This window comes from Ferrimicrobium sp. (assembly GCF_027319265.1).
Taxonomy (GTDB): domain Bacteria; phylum Actinomycetota; class Acidimicrobiia; order Acidimicrobiales; family Acidimicrobiaceae; genus Ferrimicrobium.
Genome location: NZ_DAHVNP010000070.1, coordinates 141,553 through 164,956, shown reverse-complemented (window position 1 = coordinate 164,956; position 23,404 = coordinate 141,553). Strand labels below are relative to the sequence as shown.

Sequence of the window (23,404 nt, the reverse complement as noted above, 5' to 3'; positions counted from 1 at the left end):
TCTCTTCCCTTCTGACTCGGTCAAACACACTTCTCAAGATCATCGATGAACCATGCTCCCGCCACGAGCGAGAGTCGGTCCATCGAATGTTGATAGAGGCCCCTTGCGGCCTCGACCTGATTCAGACCCACTTTGACGGTCCACATTCCAAGGGTCTTGGCAGCCGTGAGCCCCGCCACCGAGTCCTCAAAAACCACCACCCGGCTCGGATCGTCAACCCCGAGAGCGACCAAGGCGATCTCGAACCCCTCGGGATCAGGCTTGCCACGTACGACGTCGTCACCACAGACGACGGTGTGGAAAAGGTGATCCAATCCCGCACCCATGAGGGCAGCATCAACCTCCTCGTGGACGGCCCCGCTGACAAGAACTATCGGCACCAACTCCCCGATTCGCTTGACAAAAGCGATCGCATTGGGAGTAATGCGAGGGGAGCGGCGAACCTCTTGGCAGTAGCGCTCCACCTTCGCAGCGAGGAGCGATTCGAATGCCACCTCCCTGTCGTCGATCACATTCGCCCGTTGCATCAATCGATCGACAATCTCGGGGTCTGAGAGTCCAACAAGCTCCTCGAAGTACCAGTCTCGCGTGATCGAGAGGCCGAGTTGCTCCTCGGCTAGAGCTACAAACAGATCTGCAAGGAGCGGTTCATCCTCTGAAAGTGTCCCGTTGAAATCAAAGGCCACTGCCTCCACTGGAGCGCCTAGCAGCACTGAACCCCCCTTGGTATAATGTCTAGACCATTCTAGGCGATCTCTTGGAGGTTGTCAATCAACCTGCGCACCCGGGAGTCCCAACTGGTTCATGCGCGAGACACCCGTTGGAGAAGTTTGGAGAACTCCTCCGATTCGAACTCCGCAACCACTCGCTCGTACTTCTCCAGGCCCCACTCGATGAAGTCAAACTCCAGCTCCCCCGCACCATCCTGGATAGAGGCCCAAAGCGTCCATCCATACTTGGCCGCCATTGCCCAGAGACGAGCCCGAGCAACCTTGACCTCGTCCTCGACCATCCAGTAGGAGGAGCAGAGCTGAGCGAGCTGCGCCTCGGTGAGATCGGATTCGCTCGCGATATTACCAAGCTCAAAGCTCGCCTCGTTATTGCCGGAGTACTCGTAGTCGATGATACGGATTATCCCCCCTGACTCAATAAAGTTCTCCGCCAAAAGATCGTTGTTACACGGCACCAACGGCTCCGCTGTCACCAATAATGCCTCTTGCAACTTGGCAAAGGCGGGAGCATAACGCAGATAGTCCTTCGGCAGCCAATAGTGATGCTCTTTGACGATCCGGAGATAGCGAGCCTGTATATCGAACATGTCAAACCTCGACACAAAGGGTCGTGTGCAATGAAGACGACGTAGACTCTGCGCGATGCCCTCCAGGTAGACCCCGCTCTGGATGTCTTTCTTGGAGAGCGTCTTTCCCTCAAGATAGCCAATCACGAGAATGGAGGGCTCCTCACGATGGGCGAGGACTGGAGCACCGACACCAGCTTCAGCTGCGCAGATCGAGTTCGCTCGCTCATTCGCTCGATCGATGGCAAGCAATCCGGCGTTCTTGGCTCCAACGCGCACGACCACCCTGCCCTGTGTTCCGGCGACTAGATAGTTGACATTGGTGAGTCCGCCGGAGAGAATCTCCAAAGTCAGGAACTGACCGACTGAGGCCTGGACCTCAGTCATGTCGAGAACTCGGCGAATCTCATCTGGTACTTCGTTGTTGCAATCTCGATCCATTTTCCCCCGAAATTTTGATAAGATGGATGCACATGGGAACGAACCTAACCGACTTTCCGACGCTCAAACAGGAGTCATCGGTTCCTCCCTACCAACAGATCGAACTCCTGCTCCTTGAGGCTATCTCGAGCGGACAGCTCAAGGGCGGCGACCGTCTGCCAGCCGAGCGAGAGCTCGCCCTGCACTTTGGTGTCTCTCGCATGACGCTCAGGCATGCTCTGGTTCGCCTTGAGAACAGAGGCCTGGTTGCCAAGGTAATCGGCAGGAGCGGAGGCACTTTTGTTCAGGGTCCAAAGATCGCCTGCGATCTGAGTAGAATCGCTGGCTTCACCGAGCAGCTGAAAAACAATGGCTTGCGCCCTGGAGCTCGGGTGCTCGCTGCGGTGGAGCAGCCAGCCGACGACGAACTTGCGAAAACCCTTGAGATCGCCCCTAATACGGGCTGCTACCGCATCGATCGACTCCGTCTTGCGGATGAAAAGCCGGTGGCGATCGAGCAGTCCTGGTTTCCAGCCGAGCGATTTCCGGGCCTTATCGAACACGACCTTCGCGGCTCGCTCTACCTTATTCTTGAAGAGACCTACGGTGAGCGGCCCACCCGTGCTCTCGAGACTCTTGAGTCGGTCCGCCTGAGCAGAGCCCAAGCGGAGCTGCTTGGACTGAGAGGTGCACAACCCGGGCTCCAGATCGAACGGATCGCCTATTCGCTTGGTGGACGGGTTGTCGAGTATGCGCGTGATATCTTTCGAGGAGATCGTACGAAGGTCACACTCTGGAGCGGCTTGGACTCCAACCTCTAAGCAAGTGACTGGCTCATCCAGGACTGGCTCTCTAGAGAGGAGTAACGTAGGCTGCATGGACTCCACCATCCACAATAAAGGCCGTAGCGGTGATAAAGGATGCCTCGTCTGAGGCCAAGAAACAGACGGCGTTGGCGATCTCTTCGGGTTCGGCGAAGCGACCTGTGGGAACGTGAATGAGACGGCGAGCGGCGCGTTCTGGGTCTTTGGCAAAGAGCTCCTGGAGCAACGGTGTATTCACCGGTCCAGGACACAGCGAATTGACTCTGACTCCACTGCGAGCAAACTGTACACCCAATTCTCTCGACATCGTGAGAACTCCACCCTTTGAGGCGGTATAGGAGATCTGGGAGGTCGCCGCACCGACAAGGGCCACGAAGGAGGCGGTGTTGATAACCGATCCTCCTCCATGCGCGAGCAGGGTCTCGATACCATACTTTGAACACAGGTAGACACTGGTGAGATTGACGTCCTGGACACGGCGCCACGCTTGCAGATCCGTCTCAAGGATCGAGTCATCCTCAGGAGGCGAGATCCCAGCGTTGTTAAAACACACATCCAACGTGCCAAAATGGGCAACCGTTGTCTCGTACATCGCCTTCACCTCCTCCTCGGAGGTAACGTCAGCGCGGATAAAGAGACCGCCGATCTCTGACGCGATCGCAGCGCCCTTCTCCTCATCCAAGTCAACCACCACGACTTTGGCACCCTCAACAGCAAACTTTCTTGCGCTCGCCGCTCCTATTCCGCTCGCCGCTCCGGTGATCACCGCGACCTTGTTCTCCAAACGTAACACTCTTTCCCTATCCCTTCTCTTCCTCGATGGCTATGAAGACATTTTTTACCTCAGTGAAGGCATCCAGTGCATCTGGACCGAGCTCTCTTCCGATCCCTGATCCCTTAAACCCACCAAAGGGCGTTGAGTACCGTACCGACGAGTTGGAGTTCACCGAGAGGTTCCCACTCTCGAGTTGGCGGACCACCCGAAGTGCCCGTGACAGATCTCTCGTCCAGACCGAACCGGAGAGTCCATAGATCGAGTCATTCGCGATCTGGAGCGCCTCGGCCTCGGTGTCAAAGGGGACCACAGAGACGACTGGTCCGAAGATCTCCTCACGACACGAAGGAGCGCTGGCATCGGCACCCGAGAGAACGGTCGGTGCGAAGTAGTAACCCTTCGTGAGAACGTTCGGCACCTGGTAGATAACCTCAGCTTCGGCGACATACCCCTGCACGCGGGCGAGTTGCTGCGCCGAGATCAGCGGCCCCATCTGTGTGCGATCGTCGTGGGGATCGCCGACGATGATCGACGCCGTGGCCTCAAGAAAAATGGGTAGAAAGTCGTCGTAGATAGCGCGATCGACGAGCAGTCTTGATCGTGCACAGCAATCCTGTCCCGCGTTGTCAAAGACGGCGAAGGGGGCAGCCTTGGCCGCAGCCTCCACGTCGGCGTCACCGAAGATGATATTGGCGCTTTTGCCACCCAGTTCAAGGGTGACTCGCTTCATCTGATCGGCACAACCCGCCATAATCTGCTTGCCCACTCGCGTCGATCCCGTGAAACATACCTTCCTCACGAGCTCATTGGTCGCCAGCCGCCAACCTGCACTATCCCCACGTCCCGGCGCTACTTGAAAGACCCCTTCGGGGAATCCAGCGTTGAGGGCCAGGCGCTCCAGGATGAGCGCGCTCAATGGAGTAGCCTCGGCCGGTTTGAGAACTACGGTATTGCCAGCGGCGAGTGCTGGGGCGAATCCCCATGACGCAATCAGCATCGGGAAGTTCCATGGCACAATCACGCCAACGACACCCAACGGCTCGCGAAATGTAACGTCGATGCCTCCAGCGACCGGAATCTGACGACCCGAAGGGTGCTCTGGAAACCCGGCAAAATACTCGATCACATCAGCGACCCCAAGGGCCTCACCTCTAGCCGAGGTGATCGGGTGGCCAGCTGAGCGCATCTCAGCCTCAGCCAACTCCTCGCAGTGATCACGAACCTCGCGCGCAAAGGCGAGCAACAGTTGTCTCCGATCATGTGGGGTCATTGCCCGCCAACTCGGATACCGGTGATGTGCCCGGTGAATGAGTTCATCAACCTCCTCGACCTCAAGGAACTCGACTGTCGCACAGACGCTCAAGTCGGCTGGATTGACGATGTTCTGCGTGGTGCTCATAGTCGCTCAAAACTCCTCTGTAACTCCCAATCGGTCACCGCACGCCCAAATGCGTCGAGCTCAACCTGGGCCATGTTGGTGTAGTGCTCAACAACCCCATCAGAGAACGCGGAGCGGGCAATGGCTGATTGTGTAAAGAGCTCCATCGCCTCACCAAGACTGGTGGGCATTCGCTCCACATCCGCCACATAGGCGTTCCCTTGCATCGGCGGATCGAGTTCAAGCTCGTTGTCGATCCCATAGAGTACTCCAGCCACCATCGCGCCGATAGCCAGATACGGGTTGACGTCCCCACCTGGCACTCGATTCTCGACCCGCAGCGATTGACCATGACCAACGACACGGAGGGCACAGGTCCGATTGTCCATTCCCCACGCGATCGCCGTTGGGGCGAAGGATCCCTCGACATAGCGCTTGTAGCTATTGATATTTGGTGCATAGAGCAGTGCAAAATCGCGCATCGTCGCCGACAAACCAGCGATGGCGTGTTCGAACAGCACCGATGCTCCATGGATTCGTTTGCCATCATCACCCGCGAAGAGTGAACGACCCTCCTCATCGGTGGCTGAGAGATGGATGTGACACGAGTTGCCCTCACGCTCATTGAACTTGGCCATGAACGACAGACTCATCCCCTCCTGGCCAGCGATCTCCTTCGCACCCAACTTGTAGAGAGCATGTTCATCGGCTTTGGAAAGTGCCTCCGAATAACGGAAGGCGATCTCGTGTTGGCCATAGTTGCACTCGCCCTTGACGGACTCCACCACCATGCCAGCAGCCTTCATCTGTCTTCGAATTCGACCGAGAATCGGTTCAACTCGCGAAGTTCCGAGTATCGAGTAGTCCACGTTATATTGATTCGCTGGAGTAAGACCACGATAGGACTGCGAGCGGGCATCCTCGAAGCTCTCCTGAAAGAGAAGAAACTCAAGCTCGGTGCCCACTTGTAGCCAGAGACCATGTTCTTGTGCACGCGCCAACTGGCCTTTCAAGATATTGCGAGGCCCCTCAACAACGCTCGATCCATCAACCCAGGACAAATCCGCATGACAGAACACCGTCTTATCGACCCAAGGAGTAGGAACGAGCGTGGAGAGGTCAGGAGTGAGGACAAAGTCACCATACCCCTTTTCCCAAGAGGTGATCTCGTAACCAGGAACGGTATTCATATCCACATCGACGCCGAGAAGATAACTGCACCCTTCGGTGCCAGCCTGGAGTGTCTCATCGAGGAAGAAGTCCGCATCCAAACGCTTCCCCTGCAGACGACCCTGCATATCGGTCATAGCGACAACGACGGTGTCGATCTCACCCGCATCGACAAGGCGCCTGAGATCCTCTATGTGCATGCCCCTCCCCCCTCGCATTGGCCACCCATTGGTCAGATAGGGCAGATGCGTTCAGAGAGTACATGACCCTCTCTTGCCTGTGAACGACGTACAACTCGATGCTCAGCGTCATGCATCCCCCTAAATGATCTAGACCATAGATTACCCTCTCACGCCTCGACTCGTCAAGCTACACTTCGAAATTATTGACACACTGAAGCCCTCGATCTTCGCCTTCCCCTACAGCGAAAGCCAATGAGCGGTTGAAAAGTAATCCAGAATCCATCGTTAACCCTTGCGGCAGGGTCGAACATGAAGGTACATCAAAATGAAAACAGGCGGTTTACGGTTTCACAGATATTTGGGCAATGGACAGGTTCGCCCAAGAACACAACGCAAACAAAGGGCGGCATTCCCCGTCTTCGCCCAAGTCAACTATGCGTTCTAGCAGTGATGCAGTCGACGATTTCCGAAGGATAATCAAGGCCTGCGCCTTTTCCACCTCGTCTTGATGCTGCGCATCAAACTCATTGACTATTTCGATCAAATAATGGCAACAAGCTCAGGCCACCACACCCATCCTTTGACGTTTCGATTTTCTAGCGGGCCATGCGGCTGGTTTCCTAGCCAGTGAACTACATGCATCCAGTCAACGGAGCATCTCAAGGTTCGCAGGAGTCTGCACTCGGACTGATACTGCGGCCGAGAAAACGTTGATCAGGCAGCAACGACTCATCGATTCTTGACGGGCATGGTCACCAGAATTCGTCCCTATCAGGAGGTCGAATCGATGATCTGGCTGCGCAGCTGGAGAAGTTCTGGGACGATGTCGACCTTTGCCAGATCTCGGCTCGCACCAATTTCTGCGAACTCCGGCCAGGCCTTCTTCATGTATGCCCGTATCGTTGAGAGGTCGGACAGCTGACCAAGTTTGGACAACGTCTGCTTCACAACGATATCGGCAAGTCGATATTCCGGAAAGATTTGCACAAAATCCGAATATTGCCGAAGGTGTCGCCGAAACCGATGAATAGTGGCGAAGCTTGGATGAGAAAGATCTATCGCCACCAGCGCCCTTGTCAGTTGGGCTCGGCTATTGGTGGCCCATGAATACAGTGTCAGACCGGATTCGAGCGGCCCCGTACTTACACTGCCGAGGAGTCGTCTGTGGGAGCGCAGTGGATGACTTTTCTGGAATACATTGAATTTGGTCGTTCGCAGGCCTAGGGCCTGGTCGACTCGCGATTGATCTACCGCGTTCTCTCTCATCCATGCCACCACGATATCCAGGTTTCGGATATCCCCAAGAGCGTGGAACACCTGCGAAACACTCTTTGTCTCCAGTTTCGTAGAGCTAAGCCCTGCAAGCAGCTGTAGCCGTCGGAGCGAGGTCCTAGCCTGATGGACTGACTCGGGTCCATCTCCTCTGTAGAGAGAAGTGATCTCAGCGAGATAACTCTCTTTGAGAGCGGCGACAACGTGTTTCAGAGCCCGGGCAGCTGGCAAAGTGTTCATGGAGGTGCCGAGTACGACTGGTACTCGAGGTCTGAGTCCACAACCAGCCAACAACACGTCGAGGAGTCCAGGTTGAGGTGCAACCACCACGAACGAAGTCGGCAATAAGGAGTGGGCATACTCCAGGCCAACCAACGAGTAGTCGTAACCAGTTGCTCCGAAACAAAGAGTCGTCAGCCACGACCCGTCTCCCTCAAGGTTTGCCACCGAGTGGACTTCTGGGGCGACACAACGGAGAGGGAGACGGCCCTGCAAAACGTTCATCAGGTTGTACCGGTTCTGCGAATTAAAAGATGCGATCAGGACGCTTGGCGAAGGATGGCCTCGCAGTTGGATGGACTGCAAGAGTCGCCAACTACGTTTTTTGTGAAGGAGGAGCATCACGTTAGTTGACGAGGCATCTGAATACTCGAGAAGCAGCAGCCCTTTGCCTGCTAGAGCCAGGTCGATGCTTTCGTAAATCGCAACCGAGTATCGACAGGAGGATTTGGTAGGGATACGGAGAAGCCCGGGAGTCAGCCAGTGTGGACTCGCCACCAACTCCAATGGCCGAGAGCCTGGCACAGCAACGCATCCGTTGCGATCAACGACGGACTTGTCCACGGAGTCTCACGGATCTTGACATCGACAACCACCGGCCCTTGTATCGATTGTATCGGAACCAGCCGAAATCCGCACCAACGTTTTGGTCTCAGTCTCGAAGTATGTAGTTATCTCCGAAGAGCTCATCGCACGTCTACGCCACCCCAGAGATACGGCAGGATGAACCGGATTCGAAGTGGAGAACTCCCGAGGGTGTTCACCAATCGGTTATTGCAACACTATCCAGACTTACTTTCGTTTCACTCAGATCGTTGCGTCGCCTCGTCGCATGGACCGATCGGTCCGAGAACCTTTGCACCACGGCAAAGGTTGTTCTTGTGGGCCAACTCCGATCAACGCAGGCACCCTGACGACTGGCGCAATACTTGCGGTACGTTCGATCCATCTAGCTGTGGCATGGCTGGCCGTCACGCCTACGTATGCATGGGCTTTGAATGTCGGGTAAAGCTCCGTCTTCACTACTCTGCGGTGGTTCTGCGAGCAACAACGCTCGCTTCGGAGATACGGGGCTCCCAACGCCGATCCGCGCACCGTGGACCCGCCATTGGTTCCCGCAACGATCGCTGGCCACCCGTTGCACATGACGTCTTTCGCCCTCTGTCGGCAGTGCATCCAAGATTTACGCCGTGCAAGTGCGGGTGGGGGTGGGGGTGGGGGTCAAGAATAGCCAGCTTTTACCCAGGTGCAAGGCCTTTGTGCAACCTAGAGGCAGGACGATCCCTGGTGATCACACGCTCTGATCAGCATTCCTGTTGCGGAGGGACAGGGTCACATCTGAAGACACACGTCCGGCGAACGCGTGGACCGCACCACCATCAGCTGCTATCGATCTGGACCTCTTAGCCGCAGCGACGTCAGAAGTGTCACCGATTACCAGAGCATCGCCTGCATCAAGCCGGCCATCCTCAAGCTCTCCCCATGAGCGCCTGGGCTAATAGCGCCAACGCTGGTTGCGATCAAAACCCCCGCACGCAGCCGATCACATCCCTCGCCACCGTCGATCCCAACGAGATCGTCCTGACCACCCGATACTCGACCCATGCGCCTTGCACTGACCCAACCATTCTCGACTAACCGGCTCCGTCTTCACCCCCTCACCTCCCAGGACCACGAGGCGCTCTATGCGCATCGCTCGCTGGCCTCGGTCTGTCTCTTCTTCCCCTTCGAACCGATGGCCAGAGAGCAGATCGCCGAGCGTCTCGCCACACGATGGGCCACGCACTCCCTCGAACACGACGGGGACGGCGTGTTGATCGGTGTCGAGGAGATCGCTTCGGGAGCACTCATCGGTCACATCAGTTTCCAGATCAGGAACCTCCGCGACGGCAACGACGAGATCGGCTGGGTCCTCAATCCGGCGTTTGGAGGCAAGGTCCTCACCACCGAGGCCGCCCATGGCGTCCTCCATCTCGCCTTTGAGGAGATCGGTATCCGCCGGGTAACTGCCAGCGTCGATACGAGAAACACTGCATCAATCCGTCTTTGTGAGCGACTCGGAATGCGCAAAGAGGCACATCTAGTCGAAAATGAACGCTTCAAGGGTGATTACACCGACGAGTTCGACTTCACGATCCTTGACCGCGAGTTCACCAGCGCCCACGAACAAGGTCCATTCTCGGGCTGCGCCTTCTGGCAATGATCATCGCAAACCCGATGCCATCACTTCGGAAAAGGACGGACTCCCCTGCCATAATGAAGGCGTTCATTGCTCTGGGGAGGACGAGGGACGTCACACGATGGTACGCGATCTCAGTCCTCCTCGTCAGCACCGATTCCGATAACCAAACCATCAGCCTTCATCGCTGGAGAGGAGGTCAAAAAGACCGCCACACCCTCGACCGGGCTCTGGATCTCCTCTACGACCTCACCAAAGAGATCGCTGACCGTACCAATCACCTGGCCCGCATGGAGATCCTCGCCGACGCTGACCGTTGGCTCCCACCATCCCTCGTGCTTGGATCGCAGCCAGACAAACCGGTGAAAATGACGAACCTCGAGGTCTGGTTCGATCGGCTCGGTGGGCTCGTACATGCCGAGGTAGGCGGCGGTGCGCGCCAAACCCCGAAGGTGATGCCCGACCGCCTCATTCTCGACCAGACCTCGCCCACCAGACTCGGCGATGATCGAGGGGATCCCGAGGCCGCCAGCGATCTGCGAGGTCGCCCCAGTCACCGCTGGGTCGAGCATCGGCTGATGGATAGAGAAGGGAAACCCATAGGCCTCGGCGAGGAGTCGGGATGCATCCTGCACCGGTGAATCATCGTAGATCGTGAAACGAAAGAGGTCCTCAACCATATCCCCCGCGTGGAGATCGATGAAGAAATCCGATCCCTTGATCAGCTCCTCCGTCACGAAGTAGGCCAACGCATCCGAATAGGTGCCCTCGGGATCACCAGGGAAGCAACGATTCAGGTTCTTCTGATCACGGGGTGAGACAAAAGGGCTCCGCTCGTAGAACGCATCGACGTTCAGCGTCGGCACCGCTCGAATCCGGCCGCCGAGACGGGAGGGTTCAAGACTGCGCATGAAGGTCCGGACCGCTTGTTGGGAGGTGTACTCGCAGCCATGTACACCAGCCACCAGCGTCAACGTCGGTCCATCATGGGCGCCATGAATCTCAAAATAGGGGATCTGCAGATGAGAGATCGGGGCGAGGTCGCTATGGAGAAAGCGCTGTTGCACGCGCTATCTTCCTTGTGCCTGACGGGTGAGATAACACACACCGACAAAAGCGCGGTAGAGGGCGAGTGGATCAGGGCCGGTGATCGTGCAGGATCGGAGATCGGCCCGTTCAACACCGGCGATCCAGCTGGCCAACTCCGCCTGATCAGAGGTCTGAAAGGACATCGTGATCGTCGCGGGGAGGTCAATCGCGGGGAGGTCAATCGACTTGGCGGCCTCCACCGCTCGTTCTGCAGCCTCACTGAGGCGCTTGTGCGCAAGATGTGGATGCAGATTCGATGCCGCATACCTGGTGATCGACTCCTTCACCTGCACCATGATCGCCTGTTTCATGAGTGGTTCGGCCTGGAGGGCTGTCGCGCGATCACCGCTGATCAGGCCGATGGGAACACGTTGGCCGAGTGCGACGAGCGCGTTGACGCCACTCTCACCGACTTCGACATCGTTCACCCGAAGCTCCGTAAAGACTGACGGGCTATAGCTATGGGACATGACCGAAGGAACACCGGAGATGCTGCCGTGGTAGCCGATGAAGAAAATGACGTCGAAATCACTGGTGAGACCCTCCATCATGTACCCCGGCTTGTGGGCTCCCGAGATGTAGGTCGCATCGCCATGGAGCAGTCTTGGATCGAGATTTTGCATCCGGTAATGGGCGTCGTTGACGACAAACTCCGTGGCTCCCGCCATGAGCGCTCCGTCGATCGCCGCATTGATCTCGGCAAGGGTGAGCTCTTGGCCCATCGCAACGGCGGGGCCATTGCCAGTGCACTGATCCCAATCGACGATCCCCGAGATCCCTTCCATGTCAAAGCTGATATAGACCTTCATCGTTGGTGCTCCTTTGTTACTCTCGTAATCGACTTCTCTCTCATTCGAACGGGCCCCCATTGGTCACAAGATGGCGACGTGCTGGGTTCGCAATCCGCGGTCGGCGCCGGTGTGGCGCCTGCGCGCAACCGACCTAGCCCTCGATGGGGACATAGGTACGCGGCACAAGTTTGGTGCTATCCCAATCAGCCTCTCGAATCGCATACATCGCCTCCGCCTTGGTCGAGACCGCAGCGTGACGCCCATCCGCAGCGAGGATAACGATGTGCATAATGAAGTTATTCGACGAGTCGACGAGATTGTCGAGGTCGCGAATAGCCGTAATCCCTGCCTCCTCTGGGCTCATGCCCTCCCCAAGATAGCGAACGACCATGCGCGCGGTGGACGCTCGAAGCGAGAGTTCACCAAAACCGGTACAGGCCGCTGCCCCATAGCGCGAATCACAGTAGTTACCTGCTCCAATCACTGGGGAATCTCCGGCTCGACCTGGCCACTTCCACGCCCAGCCACTGGTTGAGACGGCCGAGGCCATGGAACCATCATCGGCAAGGTACAAAAAGTTGACCGTACCAGCTGCCTTCTCCGGATCGGTAGTAAGCGCCATCACCCGCGTCAGCGGATCCGCGGCTTGGCCAGGGTCCAGTTGATCGACTGCATGCTGCCAGGTGGCCTGCGCCGAGTCGGTGAGCAGTTGGGCGCCCTCGGCACCGACCTCGTGGGCAAACTTCGCTGCGCCCTCCCCAACCAGCAGCACATGGGGGGAACGCTCCATCACCGCTCGGGCGACGGAGATGGGATGACGGTAGCCCGCCAGCGCTGCCACACAGCCAGCTCGACGGGTATTGCCGTCCATGATCGAAGCATCGAGCTCAACGACCCCCTCAAGGTTTGGTAGCCCACCGGTGCCAACACTATGGTCATCGAGATTATCCTCAACGAACCACGCCGCTCGCTCTACCGCAGTGACTGGATCGAGTCCACCCTCAAGGTCAGCCCAAACACCGTCAATCCCTATAGCGCCGTTGGCGCTTGCAATCATCAACACGACTCCATCAGCCCTTTCGCTACGCCCAGACGCCTCCAGACCTGTAGGGTCTAGAGGCGTCTGGGCCTTGTACTCATCTCAAACTCTAACCAGCCCTACTTGGTAAAGTACCAATCCTCCGGAGTGATGTACTCGTAGGGGCTCTGGGGCGTCGCACCATGGAGATTCGATGCGATCTCCGAGAGCTGGACATCCCCCTCAGGCTGATAAATTACCGGCAGTTGCTTGGCCATATCGTTCTGATAGGCGTCAAGAGCGCTTTGTGCCTGCGCCCCCGACGAGGTCAGAGTAGCCGCTATCAAGGTATTGCCCGTGGAAGACTCGTAGCTTCCCATGTTGGAGGCAGCGCCAGTGGCAAAGAGCGACTCGCCCGATGGGTAATAGTCGGGTGAGTAGCTCCACCCACCTCCCCAGTTGGCCATCTCCCATGCACAAGCCGCCTGTGAGGGAGTACAAGCCGACGCATAACTGATCACACCGGCGAAGGGAGCTTCGCTGAGGTTGATCTTCACCCCGGCCTGTGAAGCTGCCGACTGGAAGGCGGTCATCTCTTCGGTGGCTGAGTTCAGGCCCGAGATGTACTTGAGATTAAAGTTCATCGTCTGTCCGCTCTTGACGCCGGTCCCGCAAGCACTCGCTCCACTCCCTGGTGTGACACAGGTCATGACACCGTTGACCATCTTCCAACCGTGCGAAGTCAACAGCTTTCTGGCATTCGTTGGTGAATAGGGGTACTGGATCGTCCGAGAAACGTTATCATCGAACGCATTTGGAGGAACGGTTGGTACCGGCGAATTGGTTGGGGTACCATAACCCTTTAAGAAGGTATCTATCCACTGAGGCTGATCAACAAGCTCCTGGAGTGCCTGGCGAACATAGAGCTGTTTAAAGATCGGCCCAACCGTGGGGTTGTTGTAGTTGATCGGCATGAAGTTGAAGCCAAAGATCTGCCAGGGGGCAAAGGTATAACCCTCGCTAGCGACTCGTGACTTCTGCGGGAGGTCAGAGACCGGCAGATAGCCGTAGCTGATACTTTTACCCGAGCTCAACACATTGAACTCCGCCGAGTCAGAGGTAAAGGGCAACTCGACAAACTCCGACAGGGTCGGCTTCGGTGATCCCGAATACTTCGTATTGGGGACAAAGATTGCCTTGCCCTCGGTCGTAAAACTCGTCAACCTCCACGGACCGTCGACCACTTGCCAAAGCGGATTGGTCGCATACGTCGACAGGGAAGTCGATGCAGCGTTCAAGAGCTTATAGACCGCCTGTGCTCCAGCGGTGGTCAAGTCTGGTGCGTTGGGGTCCGTGGCGCTTGGTGTCGGTGCCGAGGCCGAGGTCTTGTCCCAGGCCAACGGCAGCGGGACGAGCTGGGAGAGTTCATTGTAGGTAAACCATGCCGGGCTGTAGGCCTTATTGAGGTGCATCACAAAGGTGAGCGGCCCGGTCGCCTTATACGAGACGACGTTATCTGGGAAGTAGCCAGGGACGTAGTCGAACCATTGGGTCTTGTTGGCCTCCAACAAGTTCATCCAAAACACGAGGTCTCGCGCATCGACCGTCTCCCCGTTGGACCACTTCCAACCCTTGAGTTGGATAGTGACGGTCTTATCCCCGTTCGAGTAGACCGGTGCATCAGCGAGCGACTGGGTGTAGTTGATCTCGGCTTTGCCGTTCTTGCCAAAGAAATACAGGTTCCGAAACATCAGATTGTCGAACTCATAGAGGTTCACATTCGACTCATTCGCCCCGTTCATCAGTGGGAAGATGTAGGTCGGTGGCGACAACGGCTGTTCAGCGAAGTACGCAACTCCACCTTTTACCCTGGTGGTCGATGACGAGGTCGACGACGACGAAGACGATGCGGTCGAGCCACAGGCAGCGAGCAACATGACGCTCGTTGCAGAGATTGCCGCAAATTTGATCCAACTAGAACGCATTACCCGGTTCCCCCTTTTGCTAGGCACCCCGCCCAGTGTTTGCAATACTAGCGGACCCCGGGCAATGTTGTAATCATCTTTACATTTTGAATTGACAAATTTACTTTCCTTTCATAAACTGGAAACAGGATTCTCACGCCTTCGGGAGTGAGCACCGCTCAGTGAAGACCGTTCGAAGAATCGATGTGAAAAGTCAACGCTTGCCGTCAGGCACCTGTGTCTACCTGCCAAGGAAGCACTCGGGCCCTTGCGCAGCTGTTTGTGGGTAAACGATGGATACCCAAAAGTCCAGCATCAAGAGAGGAGTCGGTCCATGCAGATGACGATTGTGGGAGCAGGCGCGATCGGAGGAATGATTGGGGCGCATATGGCCGCCGCCGGTCATGAGATCACCCTGTGCGATGTCGATCATGCCCACATCGATGCCATCCGATCGCATGGTCTCACCATCGAGGGTCCCATCGCAAACTTCACCGTCCATCCCGGGGCGATCTATGCCGAAGCGCTCGATGGTCTCCATGACTGCATCGCCGTGGCAGTCAAGAGTCACCACACCGGGTCTGCTAGCGCACTCGTCGCCGAGCACCTCAGCCCGGATGGAGTCCTCTTGACGGTACAGAATGGTCTGACCCTCGATACCGTTGCCCAATTCGTTGACCCCACACAGATCGTCACGGCCTTCATCAACATCGGTGCTGACCTCATGGAGCCAGGTCGCATCCGACAGGGCAACATCGGGGCCTTCTACGTCGGCGAGCCCTTTGCCAACGAGGTGACCGATCGTGTACGCCGTCTGGTCGAGGCACTCCCGTACGCGAAGAGTACCGACAACATCCTGGGTTATCTCTGGGGCAAAGAAGCCTATGGAGCGATGCTCTGGGCGGGTGCCGTCTCCGACCTCTCCATCGCTCAGTCGCTCTCCGATCCTCGCTACCACGACCTCATGATCGCCATCGCACGCGAGGTACTCGATCAGGCGCCGGTCAAGCCAGAGGGTTTTGATGGCTTTGAACCCATGGATCTCGAAGGTTCCCTCGTACGGCTCGCCGCATTTAACGCCAACAGCGCCAAATCACACAGCGGCATCTATCGCGATCTCATGGTGCGCCGGAGGCCAACCGAGGTGAACGAATTTCTGAGCGACCTTGCGGGACCACTCACTACCCACGTCGGTCGAATCATCCAGGCCATCGAACGAGGTGAACGAACGTGTGAGGTGGCCAACCTCGACCTCGTCAACGCCTACTATCGAGCTCATCGTTTCGCCGAACCTCTCCACGCGATTGTCCACTACCTTGACGCCCCTCGACGCGCGGAGTCAGGACCTCTCCACGGCTATCAGATCGGCGTCAAAGATCTCATCGCTGTCGCTGGCACTCCTCTTGGCAATGGAAATCCTATCGATATGAGCGGCCCGCCCTCCAAAGTGGAGGCACCGGTCATCACCAAGCTTCGTGAGGCAGGTGCCGATATCTTCGCTACCACATCCCTCCTCGAGTATGCCTTGGGATCTCCCCATCCAGATCTGCCAGACGCTCGCAATCCAGTCGCCCCTTCGCTCACCGCTGGAGGTTCAAGCGGTGGCTCCGCGGTTATCGTTGCGGTCGGAGCTGCCCAGATCGCGCTCGGCACTGACAGCGGCGGCTCGGTACGGATTCCCGCCCATTACTGCGGTGTGGTTGGCTTCAAGCCAACCTATCAGCAGCTCTCACTGCACGGCGTTACTCCCCTCTCACCGACCCTAGACCACCTTGGCATCCTCACCCGAGACGTCGCCACCGCCAACCGGTGTTATCGCATCCTCACCGATACCAACGAGACACGGTCCGTGCTCCCACGGCCTCATCTCGGCTTTATCGCTGGACACCTCGATAGCGATCTTCTCGATGCAACCGTAGCGAACGCAATGCATCGCGTTCTGGCGCTGTTGGGTGAGGCCGGGTATGAACTCGACGAAATGAACCCTGAGCCCTTCGAACAACTCGATCACTGCTTCGAGACCATCATCTCCTACGAGGCGTACCAGATCCATGCCCCCCAGCTCTTAGCTGACCGCGCGCACTTTGGGGAGGAGACCGCGAGGGTGCTCGCCCTCGGGGGCGACATCACACCAGCGCACTACGAGGCTGCGCTCCAAGAGAGAACAGCGGGAATCGCAGCACTCACTGCAGCCTCAAGGGGTGTCGACATGTTCATCGGCCCGACCGCCCCGATGGTGGCTCCGGGCCAGAACCCATCGATGGATACTCCAGAGGGATACCTTGAGGGAGTGATGACCCGTATCTATAACCTGACTGGGCAACCAGCCATCTCGATCCCGATAGCGGGCTCACGCCTTCCAGTCGGCCTGCAACTCGGTGCTGCCTTCGGAGAAGACCTTGCGCTGCTTCACTGGGCAGCCGAAATCGAAGAACTCCTCCAACGAGCCTAACCGAGATCCTCTTTCACGGCTTTGCCCCCCATCAGAGCTCCTGCATCGGTTCACCCGCCAGCGTGCAAACGCCATCTGCGACGCTGAGGCTCATAGTCCGTGACGCTGGGTCTCATGGCCTGCGACGGTCTGCTGTGTTGTTCACCCATGCATCGACCACTGAGGCCGCCACGCCGAGTGGAATCGCTCCTTGGCCGAGTATCACACCATGAAAGTCCCGAATATCGAAGTCACTACTCAACCGTCGCTCGGCCTCCTTTCGAAGGCGCCCGATCTCTCGACGTCCCACCAAGTACGCGGTGGCCTGCCCTGGCCAACCGATATAGCGATCGATCTCGTTGGTGATGTTGGCCATATTGGTGGCGCTATTTTCCCACATGAACTCGATGGCTCGCTGTCTGGACCATCCATAATGATGCATGCCAGTGTCGACGACGCACCGGCTGGCACGCAGCGCCTCAAATGACAGCATGCCAAGGCGAGCGAGATCACCGCTGTAGAGCCCCATCTCGTCGGCGAGACGCTCGGCGTAGAGCCCCCATCCCTCGACAAAGGCGCTCACCTCTGCGTCAAGGTAACGCCTAAACGCTGGCAACTCAGTGAGCGTCTGCGCGGTAGCGATCTGGAGATGATGCCCCGGCACACTTTCATGGAAGGCCAAGGCCTCGTATTCATAGCGGAAGCGTTCAGTGGGTACCGTCGTCAAGACGCAGTGAGCACCGGGGCGAGTCCCGTCGTCTGAGGGACCTCGATAGTACGCAAGGGCGGCGTTCTCTGCCTCGGCCGTCGAGATCTCCTCCACGACACAGCGAGCAATCGGTCGGTCTGGGAACCACTGCGGCTGCGCTCGTTCGGCCGTCGCCAATGCCCTCGTCACCACCTCGATGATCTGGGAACTATTCTCGAATCGCAGGCTCTGGTCTCCCCGCAACCGATCGAACAGACTTCGCCGATCGCTGATACCAAAGACACGGTCACCCACCTCGGCCCACTCCTCGTCAAGTCGGGCAAGCGTCTCAAGGCCCAAACGATGAATCTCTTCGGGGGTCATTGCCGTCGTGGTATGGCGAAGGAGCGCACGGGTGTAGAGTTCCTGCCCGTCACCGAGCACACAAAGACCTACCTCCTCATCGCCGCGAGCATGGGTCGTCGGATCGCCAACAAGATAGTCACGAACTACTGCGATCGCCGGCCGGATTTCTCGATGGACGAGGTCACGAATCCGTTCGCGTTCACCCTCAAAGCCAGTGGGCAACGAGACGTTGATGAACAAGTCATGCGCATCATCGAGCCCAAGATGCCCGTCGAGCTGGGCTATCGCTTGGTGGACACCGGCTGCAGTGGAGAAGTGTCCTTGGCGATCCGCCTGCTGGTAGCGATCACGGATGGTCAAAAAGAGTGCCGGTAGTTGGCTCAATCGCTCGAGATAGCTTTCGACCCCCGCTGCATCGGCGAGCACTGCAGCTGGGACCGTCTGAAAGATCCTCGCCTGTGGGGATACATACCCGCCAGCCGAGATGTTCCGGGCCCAGAGCTCGTCTTCGAGTTCCGTAACGGAGCCATAAGCAAGAGCATCCATCACCTCAAGATTGATTCGTTCCGTGAAGGTCAGTCCTTCGCCGCTGGGCTCGGCGTCACCGAGGAGTGTCTCGATACGCCTCTGGATGGCACGATACCCTTGGGCCGTCGTACGCTCACCCTCTCGTGTCAGATCGGGTAGCTCACCATCGAAGGCATGGAGGCCGAGTTCCGTCGCGGTTAACGGGTCACGGCCATGCTTGTGCGCAAAAAACTCATCGTTCAGGTTGGCGAGTTCTTGGTGGATGTTCTCGGTCATGGATCCTCCTCAATGCTAACCCTAGGCGACAGCTGACAATAACCAACCAGACAACATCATTTCTGTATCATTATGTTCAACTAGCAACTGTTCCCGCAACTCGATCACGTGCACCGTTCTCTAGGCACGTTGTCATCCGCCGTAATACCAGGCATATACCATCTCCTTCTTCCTCTCAACCGGCGATGCGCAAGGGTCCGGAGGTATCGGAGACGACTGCCAGGCTGTCTCAACTTCACGGGTAAACCATCCTTCAAAACAGTGCACTCCCACCATCGATCGAAAGCGTCTGACCCGTGATCCAACTGGCGCGTTCTGAGACAAAGAAGGAGACGCCATGGGCGATATCCGCTGCTTGACCCAATCGTCGGAGCGCAATACCCTCGACCAACCGACGCTGACCCTCCTCTCCATAGGACTCCCACTGTGCGATCGTGGTGGGGTTAGAGAGGACAAAGCCTGGCGCAATGGCGTTCACCGTGATGGAGTAGGGACCGAGTTCATGGGCCATCTGCCGGGTGAAGCTGATCTGGGCGGCCTTGGCGCTGGCATAGGCTTGAATTCCCGTCAGCGAGACACTCCTCCCTGCCCCCGAGGAGATTGTGACGATCCTTCCCCAGCCACGATGCTTCATTCCCCCAACAACCGCGCGCACGCAGTGGAATGTACCGGTTAAGTTCACGTCGATGATCGCCTGCCAATCGACATCAGTCACCGCCTCAAGTGGCTGGTGGACCTGACCAAGCACGCCGCCAGCACTGTTGACTAGGATGTCAATGGGAGGAGCGGTAGCGACAAATTGCTCGACAGACGCTACGTCCGTGACGTCCATCTCATCGCGATCCGTTCTGAGCACCTCGAGCCCATCTGCCTCCAGTTGGTCCGCAATCGCACGCCCGATTCCCTGGGCGGTGCCGGTCACTAGAGCGACCGGCTTCGTTGGTCGAGACATCTACTCCTCCTTCACTTCCATCGATGGTCCCCGTAGCTAGCACCCTAGCCACGGCCTGGATGGCCAGCGGTCGTCTCGGCCGGTTACGATCACAACCAGAGACACCTGCGGGACCAGCCCGTGCCCCCGAGAGGGTGCGCGAGGACCCCACACGTCCGTGCTACTCCACCACCTTCTCTGCACCACGTCCTGCCCGCCAGGGGCCCCACGAGGAGCACCCTTTGCATGCCACGCGTCCGGGTGCGAGGCATGGCCGGCGTCAGCGCACCCGAGGAGTCAGCTACGCGCGGTAGACCGCACTTCGGTCAAGATACCCACGGTCGATAGCGACGACGACCGCTTGCGTTCTTGTGCTCACACCCAGTTTTGTGAAGATACGTGAAAAGTAGGTCTTCACCGTTGGCTCACCGATACCCAACGCAACCCCGATCACCGTGTTGGTAGCGCCGGAGGCAGCAAGCCGGAGCACCTCTAGCTCACGCTGGGTGAGAAGCGCGTCATGGTGCAGGTCACGAGAGATTCTCATACTCAGCGCAGTGGCATAGTAGGTCTGTCCACGTGCAACTCGACGAATCGCATCAAAGAGAATCGACTCCTCCACGTCCTTCAACAGATAGCCCTTGGCACCCGCCGCCAGCGCCGAACGGACAAGTGCTGGCTCATCATAGGTGGTCAGCACCAGTGCGTTGGCTTGGGTCCGGTCACGCACCCAAGCGACAAGGCTCGAACCGTCTCCATCCTGGAGTTTGAGATCACAACACACGACATCGGGTTGTGAAGAGGTGACCACCTGCTTCGCCTGGCTCACCCCAGAAGCTTCGCCGACGATCGAGCAGTCTGGCGCCTTGGCCAAGATGCCGAGCAATCCACGGCGAACGATCGGGTGGTCATCGACGATGACGACTTTGATCATCGCGGCAACCTGACCTTGATGCGAGTCCCTGCCTCCGGATGACTCTCGAGGGAGAAGTCACCAAAGACCTGCTCCACTCGTCGGCGCATCAGCTCTAGCCCGAAGTGCTCATCGTTGTCGGTACGTGCGGTATCGAAACCAACCCCATCATCCTCCACCACCACGATAAGCGAACCTTCTTCTTCGATAAAATCAAGATGCGCGGTCCGTGCTCGCGAATGACGAATAATATTGTTACCCACTTCACGAAGGATCAGTGTCATGCATTCGGTCGTCGTCGAGTCAAGCAAAAACTCAGTCGACGGAAAGTGCTCAACGATCAAGGTTACCCCGCTGGACTGGAGCTTATCCTTCAGGAGCTCGACCTCGTCAGCGACCGAGGCGAGAGTGGTCGCTGGTAGCTGCCCCTCGCGAATTACCGCACGCGCCGCTTCGAGGGCGGTCTGTGCCGCCTCCGCAATGAGTTCGGCGTCGATGGCGCCATCCTTGGCCCCCCGCGCGAGCAGCAGAATCCCAATGAGCTGTTGGGCAATCGTCTCGTGGATGCGTGCCGCCAGCCGCTCACGCTCATTGTTCTCGCCGATCTGGCGGTAGAGCTCGGAGAGCCTGCTCTGGGTAATCCGCAACTCATCCAGACTTTGGGAGAGATCGGCCTGTTGGTCCAACAGTCGAGAGATAAAGACGGCGACGAAGGAACCAGCAAGGAAGGTTGGCACGAACCAGTCAGCGATCACCACATAGGGGACCGATGGTTGTGCCAGGAAGTGGGAGAGGACACCCACCATCGCCTCGATCGCCGCAACACTTGGCAGGGAGAGCTGCAAAGGCAGCGCGGCATAGACCAGTGCTGAGACCGGCATCAATAGATAGCCAGCGTTTGGATTGAGCGACGAGCCAATCGCAAGCAAGACGACCTGCGATCCAATGAGGACACCGAGTCGACTCTTTGAGCGATGCAGCTGGTCAAAGACGGGTCGACCAATCGCAAACCAGCCAACGGCCGTCACCAACTCCACGATCACCGCACCCACCTCGCGGCGTGAAGAGACCGAGGGGTAGACGAAGGTCATGGCAACTGCAGCGAGCAATGAGCCTAAGAAGAGCAGGCTCCAAACCTGCAAACCGCCACCGAGAATCGTGCGCCGCTGTTCATTGCGATCGAACCGTGCCATACCTGACTTGATGCTAGTTGTTTTCGACAGATTAACCACAGTCATCGACACGAACGCAACGGAGACATCATCCTGGGTCGCACACCAAGTTGAGCACACCGATCCAACGGGACGTACGACCCAACGCTCAACGATGCGCCCTTGATGAACAGAGTTCGTCAATACAGCCCATCAATAGCAAGGGCTCTTCATCACATCCTCCCTACAACCAGTGATTATCCGTTGGGTAGCTCTCCCGTCGACAGGAGCTGTGCAAACCTCTGGAAGAGATCGGTGGTAGCCTCACGGACGGCTGGGACGATATCGCCAAGCGAGAGAAAACCATGGACGAGCGTCTCGTAGTCACGCACGCTGACCCGAACACCTCCCGCACGAAGATGCTCGCCGTACTGGACCCCAAAGTCCCGAAGTGGATCGTATCCTGCGAGTGCAATGATGGCGGGTCCAACACCAGTAGCGTCCTCAAGGACCGGTCGAGCGCGCCAGTCTTCGAGCGCATGTTCATCCTGATAGTACTGCTCGCCGAACCAGATGACCTCCTGTCGCTCCAGAAAGTAGCCCGTCGCAAACCGATGCATCGACGGCGTATCCACATTGCTATCGGTGGCGGGATAGGCAAGTAACTGCCCCACAAGGTCGATCGCACGGTTCCGCGCCTCAAGCGCAACAACTGCCGCCAGATTACCCCCGGCCGAATCACCGGCGACAGCCAGACGGCGAAGATCCAGACCGAAGCCGTCACTCAGCGCCTCTTGCGCCCACGCCAACGCGCTCAACGCGTCCTCAGCTGCGGCCGGGAACGGGTGTTCCGGGGCAAGGCGATAACCGACTGAGGCGACGACGCTTTTGGTCAATGTCGCGAATCGTCGCACGAGTCGATCGTAGGAGGCAATACTTCCAAGGACGAACCCCCCTCCATGGAAGAACAACGTCAGCACCTCCCCAGCCTCAGGGGGGACATAGACGCGGATCGGCAGCTGGCCAACCGTGATATCGCGAACGCTCTTCATCTCGTCGGCGGTCGTGAAGGCTAACGGAGCCATCGCCTCTCCGAGTGCACGAGCCTCGCCGAGATCCATCTCATAGGTTGGTTTCGAGCCACCGTCACGCAGACTCTGCAGTAGCTGTCCGAGTATTGGATCTAGCGCCATCATCTATTCCTTACTGTGTGCTCATGGTTGACTGTGTGCTCATGGTCGCTGCAATTTGCTCTTTGATGCCCTGCTTGCCGAGACAGAAACGCTCACGACAAGGAGCAGAACCCGTCGAGGTCCAGTGCAACCACTCTACCAACACTGTGCCGCACCATCTCGCTCGCCATCATTGCCAGGCTCGCTCGTCATCGTGTTGGACTCGAGACCGTACCATCTCGTCGAGGCTCGCTGTGGTGAGGACGGCCCTGGCGGCGTTGGTCGAAGGTCTCGACATGACACACCCAGG

Annotated in this window: 19 protein-coding genes; 3 read left to right on the top strand and 16 right to left on the bottom strand. The window is 57.7% G+C overall.

From position 1 onward, the window contains the following. Nucleotides 1–20: 20 nt before the first annotated feature. Nucleotides 21–695: an HAD family phosphatase gene (locus M7439_RS10980; protein WP_308464499.1), complete on the bottom strand. Its 675-nt coding sequence runs from the start codon at nt 693–695 to the stop codon at nt 21–23. Between the two features lie 107 nt (nt 696–802). After that, nucleotides 803–1,738 (bottom strand): choline/ethanolamine kinase family protein, encoded by a 936-nt coding sequence (locus M7439_RS10975; RefSeq protein WP_298342879.1) that lies wholly within the window; start codon nt 1,736–1,738, stop codon nt 803–805. A 32-nt stretch (nt 1,739–1,770) separates the two neighbouring features. On the opposite strand from M7439_RS10975, the gene M7439_RS10970 reads away from it, so the two are divergent. After that, complete coding sequence (locus M7439_RS10970; protein WP_308464498.1) at nt 1,771–2,538, top strand: GntR family transcriptional regulator; 768 nt, start codon at nt 1,771–1,773, stop codon at nt 2,536–2,538. Nucleotides 2,539–2,569: 31 nt separating this feature from the next. On the opposite strand, the gene M7439_RS10965 is transcribed toward M7439_RS10970, so the two are convergent. The 5 genes from M7439_RS10965 to M7439_RS10945 all read right to left on the bottom strand — a co-directional run bounded on the left by M7439_RS10965 (nt 2,570) and on the right by M7439_RS10945 (nt 9,202). Next, a complete protein-coding gene (locus tag M7439_RS10965; protein WP_298338690.1) occupies nt 2,570–3,334 on the bottom strand; it encodes a 3-oxoacyl-ACP reductase in 765 nt (254 codons plus the stop codon). Nucleotides 3,335–3,341: 7 nt separating this feature from the next. Continuing rightward, nucleotides 3,342–4,715 (bottom strand): aldehyde dehydrogenase, encoded by a 1,374-nt coding sequence (locus tag M7439_RS10960; protein WP_298342873.1) that lies wholly within the window; start codon nt 4,713–4,715, stop codon nt 3,342–3,344. Beyond that, nucleotides 4,712–6,064 (bottom strand): glutamine synthetase family protein, encoded by a 1,353-nt coding sequence (locus M7439_RS10955; RefSeq protein WP_298342870.1) that lies wholly within the window; start codon nt 6,062–6,064, stop codon nt 4,712–4,714. Before M7439_RS10955 ends, M7439_RS10960 begins: the two co-directional genes overlap by 4 nt. Nucleotides 6,065–6,817: 753 nt before the next feature. After that, on the bottom strand, nt 6,818–7,765 hold the full coding sequence (locus M7439_RS10950; protein WP_298349260.1) for a CHAD domain-containing protein: 948 nt from the start codon (nt 7,763–7,765) through the stop codon (nt 6,818–6,820). Between the two features lie 1,266 nt (nt 7,766–9,031). Then, on the bottom strand, nt 9,032–9,202 hold the full coding sequence (locus M7439_RS10945) for a hypothetical protein (protein ID WP_298342865.1): 171 nt from the start codon (nt 9,200–9,202) through the stop codon (nt 9,032–9,034). On the opposite strand from M7439_RS10945, the gene M7439_RS10940 reads away from it, so the two are divergent. Next, nucleotides 9,201–9,800: a GNAT family N-acetyltransferase gene (locus M7439_RS10940; RefSeq protein ID WP_298342862.1), complete on the top strand. Its 600-nt coding sequence runs from the start codon at nt 9,201–9,203 to the stop codon at nt 9,798–9,800. The genes M7439_RS10945 and M7439_RS10940 overlap by 2 nt on opposite strands. 110 nt (nt 9,801–9,910) lie before the next feature. Here the strand turns inward: M7439_RS10940 and M7439_RS10935 are convergent, their stop codons facing one another. The 4 genes from M7439_RS10935 to M7439_RS10920 form a co-directional block, all read right to left on the bottom strand. Further along, on the bottom strand, nt 9,911–10,843 hold the full coding sequence (locus M7439_RS10935) for a succinylglutamate desuccinylase/aspartoacylase family protein (protein ID WP_298342859.1): 933 nt from the start codon (nt 10,841–10,843) through the stop codon (nt 9,911–9,913). 3 nt (nt 10,844–10,846) lie between these two features. Next, nucleotides 10,847–11,674, bottom strand: a complete 828-nt coding sequence (locus M7439_RS10930) for a M55 family metallopeptidase (protein WP_298342855.1) — start codon at nt 11,672–11,674, stop codon at nt 10,847–10,849. 133 nt (nt 11,675–11,807) lie between these two features. Next, complete coding sequence (locus M7439_RS10925) at nt 11,808–12,713, bottom strand: isoaspartyl peptidase/L-asparaginase (RefSeq protein WP_298342853.1); 906 nt, start codon at nt 12,711–12,713, stop codon at nt 11,808–11,810. 101 nt (nt 12,714–12,814) lie between these two features. Next, nucleotides 12,815–14,659 (bottom strand): ABC transporter substrate-binding protein, encoded by a 1,845-nt coding sequence (locus M7439_RS10920; protein ID WP_298342850.1) that lies wholly within the window; start codon nt 14,657–14,659, stop codon nt 12,815–12,817. A 313-nt stretch (nt 14,660–14,972) separates the two neighbouring features. Here M7439_RS10920 and M7439_RS10915 point away from each other — a divergent pair, with 313 nt between their 5' ends. Next, nucleotides 14,973–17,090, top strand: coding sequence for an amidase family protein (locus tag M7439_RS10915; RefSeq protein ID WP_298342847.1), 2,118 nt, complete (start codon nt 14,973–14,975; stop codon nt 17,088–17,090). Nucleotides 17,091–17,202: 112 nt separating this feature from the next. Here the strand turns inward: M7439_RS10915 and M7439_RS10910 are convergent, their stop codons facing one another. The 5 genes from M7439_RS10910 to M7439_RS10890 form a co-directional block, all read right to left on the bottom strand. Beyond that, nucleotides 17,203–18,927: a DUF885 family protein gene (locus tag M7439_RS10910; protein WP_298342844.1), complete on the bottom strand. Its 1,725-nt coding sequence runs from the start codon at nt 18,925–18,927 to the stop codon at nt 17,203–17,205. Between the two features lie 253 nt (nt 18,928–19,180). Next, nucleotides 19,181–19,879 carry an SDR family NAD(P)-dependent oxidoreductase gene (locus M7439_RS10905; protein ID WP_298342841.1) on the bottom strand — a complete coding sequence of 233 codons (699 nt, stop codon included), beginning with the start codon at nt 19,877–19,879 and terminating at the stop codon, nt 19,181–19,183. A gap of 280 nt (nt 19,880–20,159) precedes the next feature. Beyond that, the gene (locus M7439_RS10900; protein ID WP_298342837.1) at nt 20,160–20,792 is read right to left on the bottom strand and encodes a response regulator transcription factor; all 633 of its coding nucleotides are present in this window, start codon (nt 20,790–20,792) and stop codon (nt 20,160–20,162) included. Next, nucleotides 20,789–21,964, bottom strand: coding sequence for a sensor histidine kinase (locus M7439_RS10895; RefSeq protein ID WP_298342834.1), 1,176 nt, complete (start codon nt 21,962–21,964; stop codon nt 20,789–20,791). Before M7439_RS10895 ends, M7439_RS10900 begins: the two co-directional genes overlap by 4 nt. A 215-nt stretch (nt 21,965–22,179) precedes the next feature. Beyond that, nucleotides 22,180–23,118, bottom strand: coding sequence for an alpha/beta hydrolase (locus M7439_RS10890; protein ID WP_308464497.1), 939 nt, complete (start codon nt 23,116–23,118; stop codon nt 22,180–22,182). Between the last annotated feature and the right edge of the window lie 286 nt (nt 23,119–23,404).

What these genes read in the sequence shown, in the direction of transcription:
- M7439_RS10975 (WP_298342879.1), bottom strand. Translation starts at nt 1,738, where the DNA reads ATGGATCGAGATTGCAACAACGAAGTACCAGATGAGATTCGCCGAGTT.
- M7439_RS10970 (WP_308464498.1), top strand. Translation starts at nt 1,771, where the DNA reads ATGGGAACGAACCTAACCGACTTTCCGACGCTCAAACAGGAGTCATCG.
- M7439_RS10960 (WP_298342873.1), bottom strand. Translation starts at nt 4,715, where the DNA reads ATGAGCACCACGCAGAACATCGTCAATCCAGCCGACTTGAGCGTCTGT.
- M7439_RS10955 (WP_298342870.1), bottom strand. Translation starts at nt 6,064, where the DNA reads ATGCACATAGAGGATCTCAGGCGCCTTGTCGATGCGGGTGAGATCGAC.
- M7439_RS10940 (WP_298342862.1), top strand. Translation starts at nt 9,201, where the DNA reads ATGCGCCTTGCACTGACCCAACCATTCTCGACTAACCGGCTCCGTCTT.
- M7439_RS10945 (WP_298342865.1), bottom strand. Translation starts at nt 9,202, where the DNA reads ATGGGTCGAGTATCGGGTGGTCAGGACGATCTCGTTGGGATCGACGGT.
- M7439_RS10930 (WP_298342855.1), bottom strand. Translation starts at nt 11,674, where the DNA reads ATGAAGGTCTATATCAGCTTTGACATGGAAGGGATCTCGGGGATCGTC.
- M7439_RS10925 (WP_298342853.1), bottom strand. Translation starts at nt 12,713, where the DNA reads ATGATTGCAAGCGCCAACGGCGCTATAGGGATTGACGGTGTTTGGGCT.
- M7439_RS10920 (WP_298342850.1), bottom strand. Translation starts at nt 14,659, where the DNA reads ATGCGTTCTAGTTGGATCAAATTTGCGGCAATCTCTGCAACGAGCGTC.
- M7439_RS10915 (WP_298342847.1), top strand. Translation starts at nt 14,973, where the DNA reads ATGCAGATGACGATTGTGGGAGCAGGCGCGATCGGAGGAATGATTGGG.
- M7439_RS10910 (WP_298342844.1), bottom strand. Translation starts at nt 18,927, where the DNA reads ATGACCGAGAACATCCACCAAGAACTCGCCAACCTGAACGATGAGTTT.
- M7439_RS10905 (WP_298342841.1), bottom strand. Translation starts at nt 19,879, where the DNA reads ATGTCTCGACCAACGAAGCCGGTCGCTCTAGTGACCGGCACCGCCCAG.
- M7439_RS10900 (WP_298342837.1), bottom strand. Translation starts at nt 20,792, where the DNA reads ATGATCAAAGTCGTCATCGTCGATGACCACCCGATCGTTCGCCGTGGA.
- M7439_RS10895 (WP_298342834.1), bottom strand. Translation starts at nt 21,964, where the DNA reads ATGGCACGGTTCGATCGCAATGAACAGCGGCGCACGATTCTCGGTGGC.
- M7439_RS10890 (WP_308464497.1), bottom strand. Translation starts at nt 23,118, where the DNA reads ATGATGGCGCTAGATCCAATACTCGGACAGCTACTGCAGAGTCTGCGT.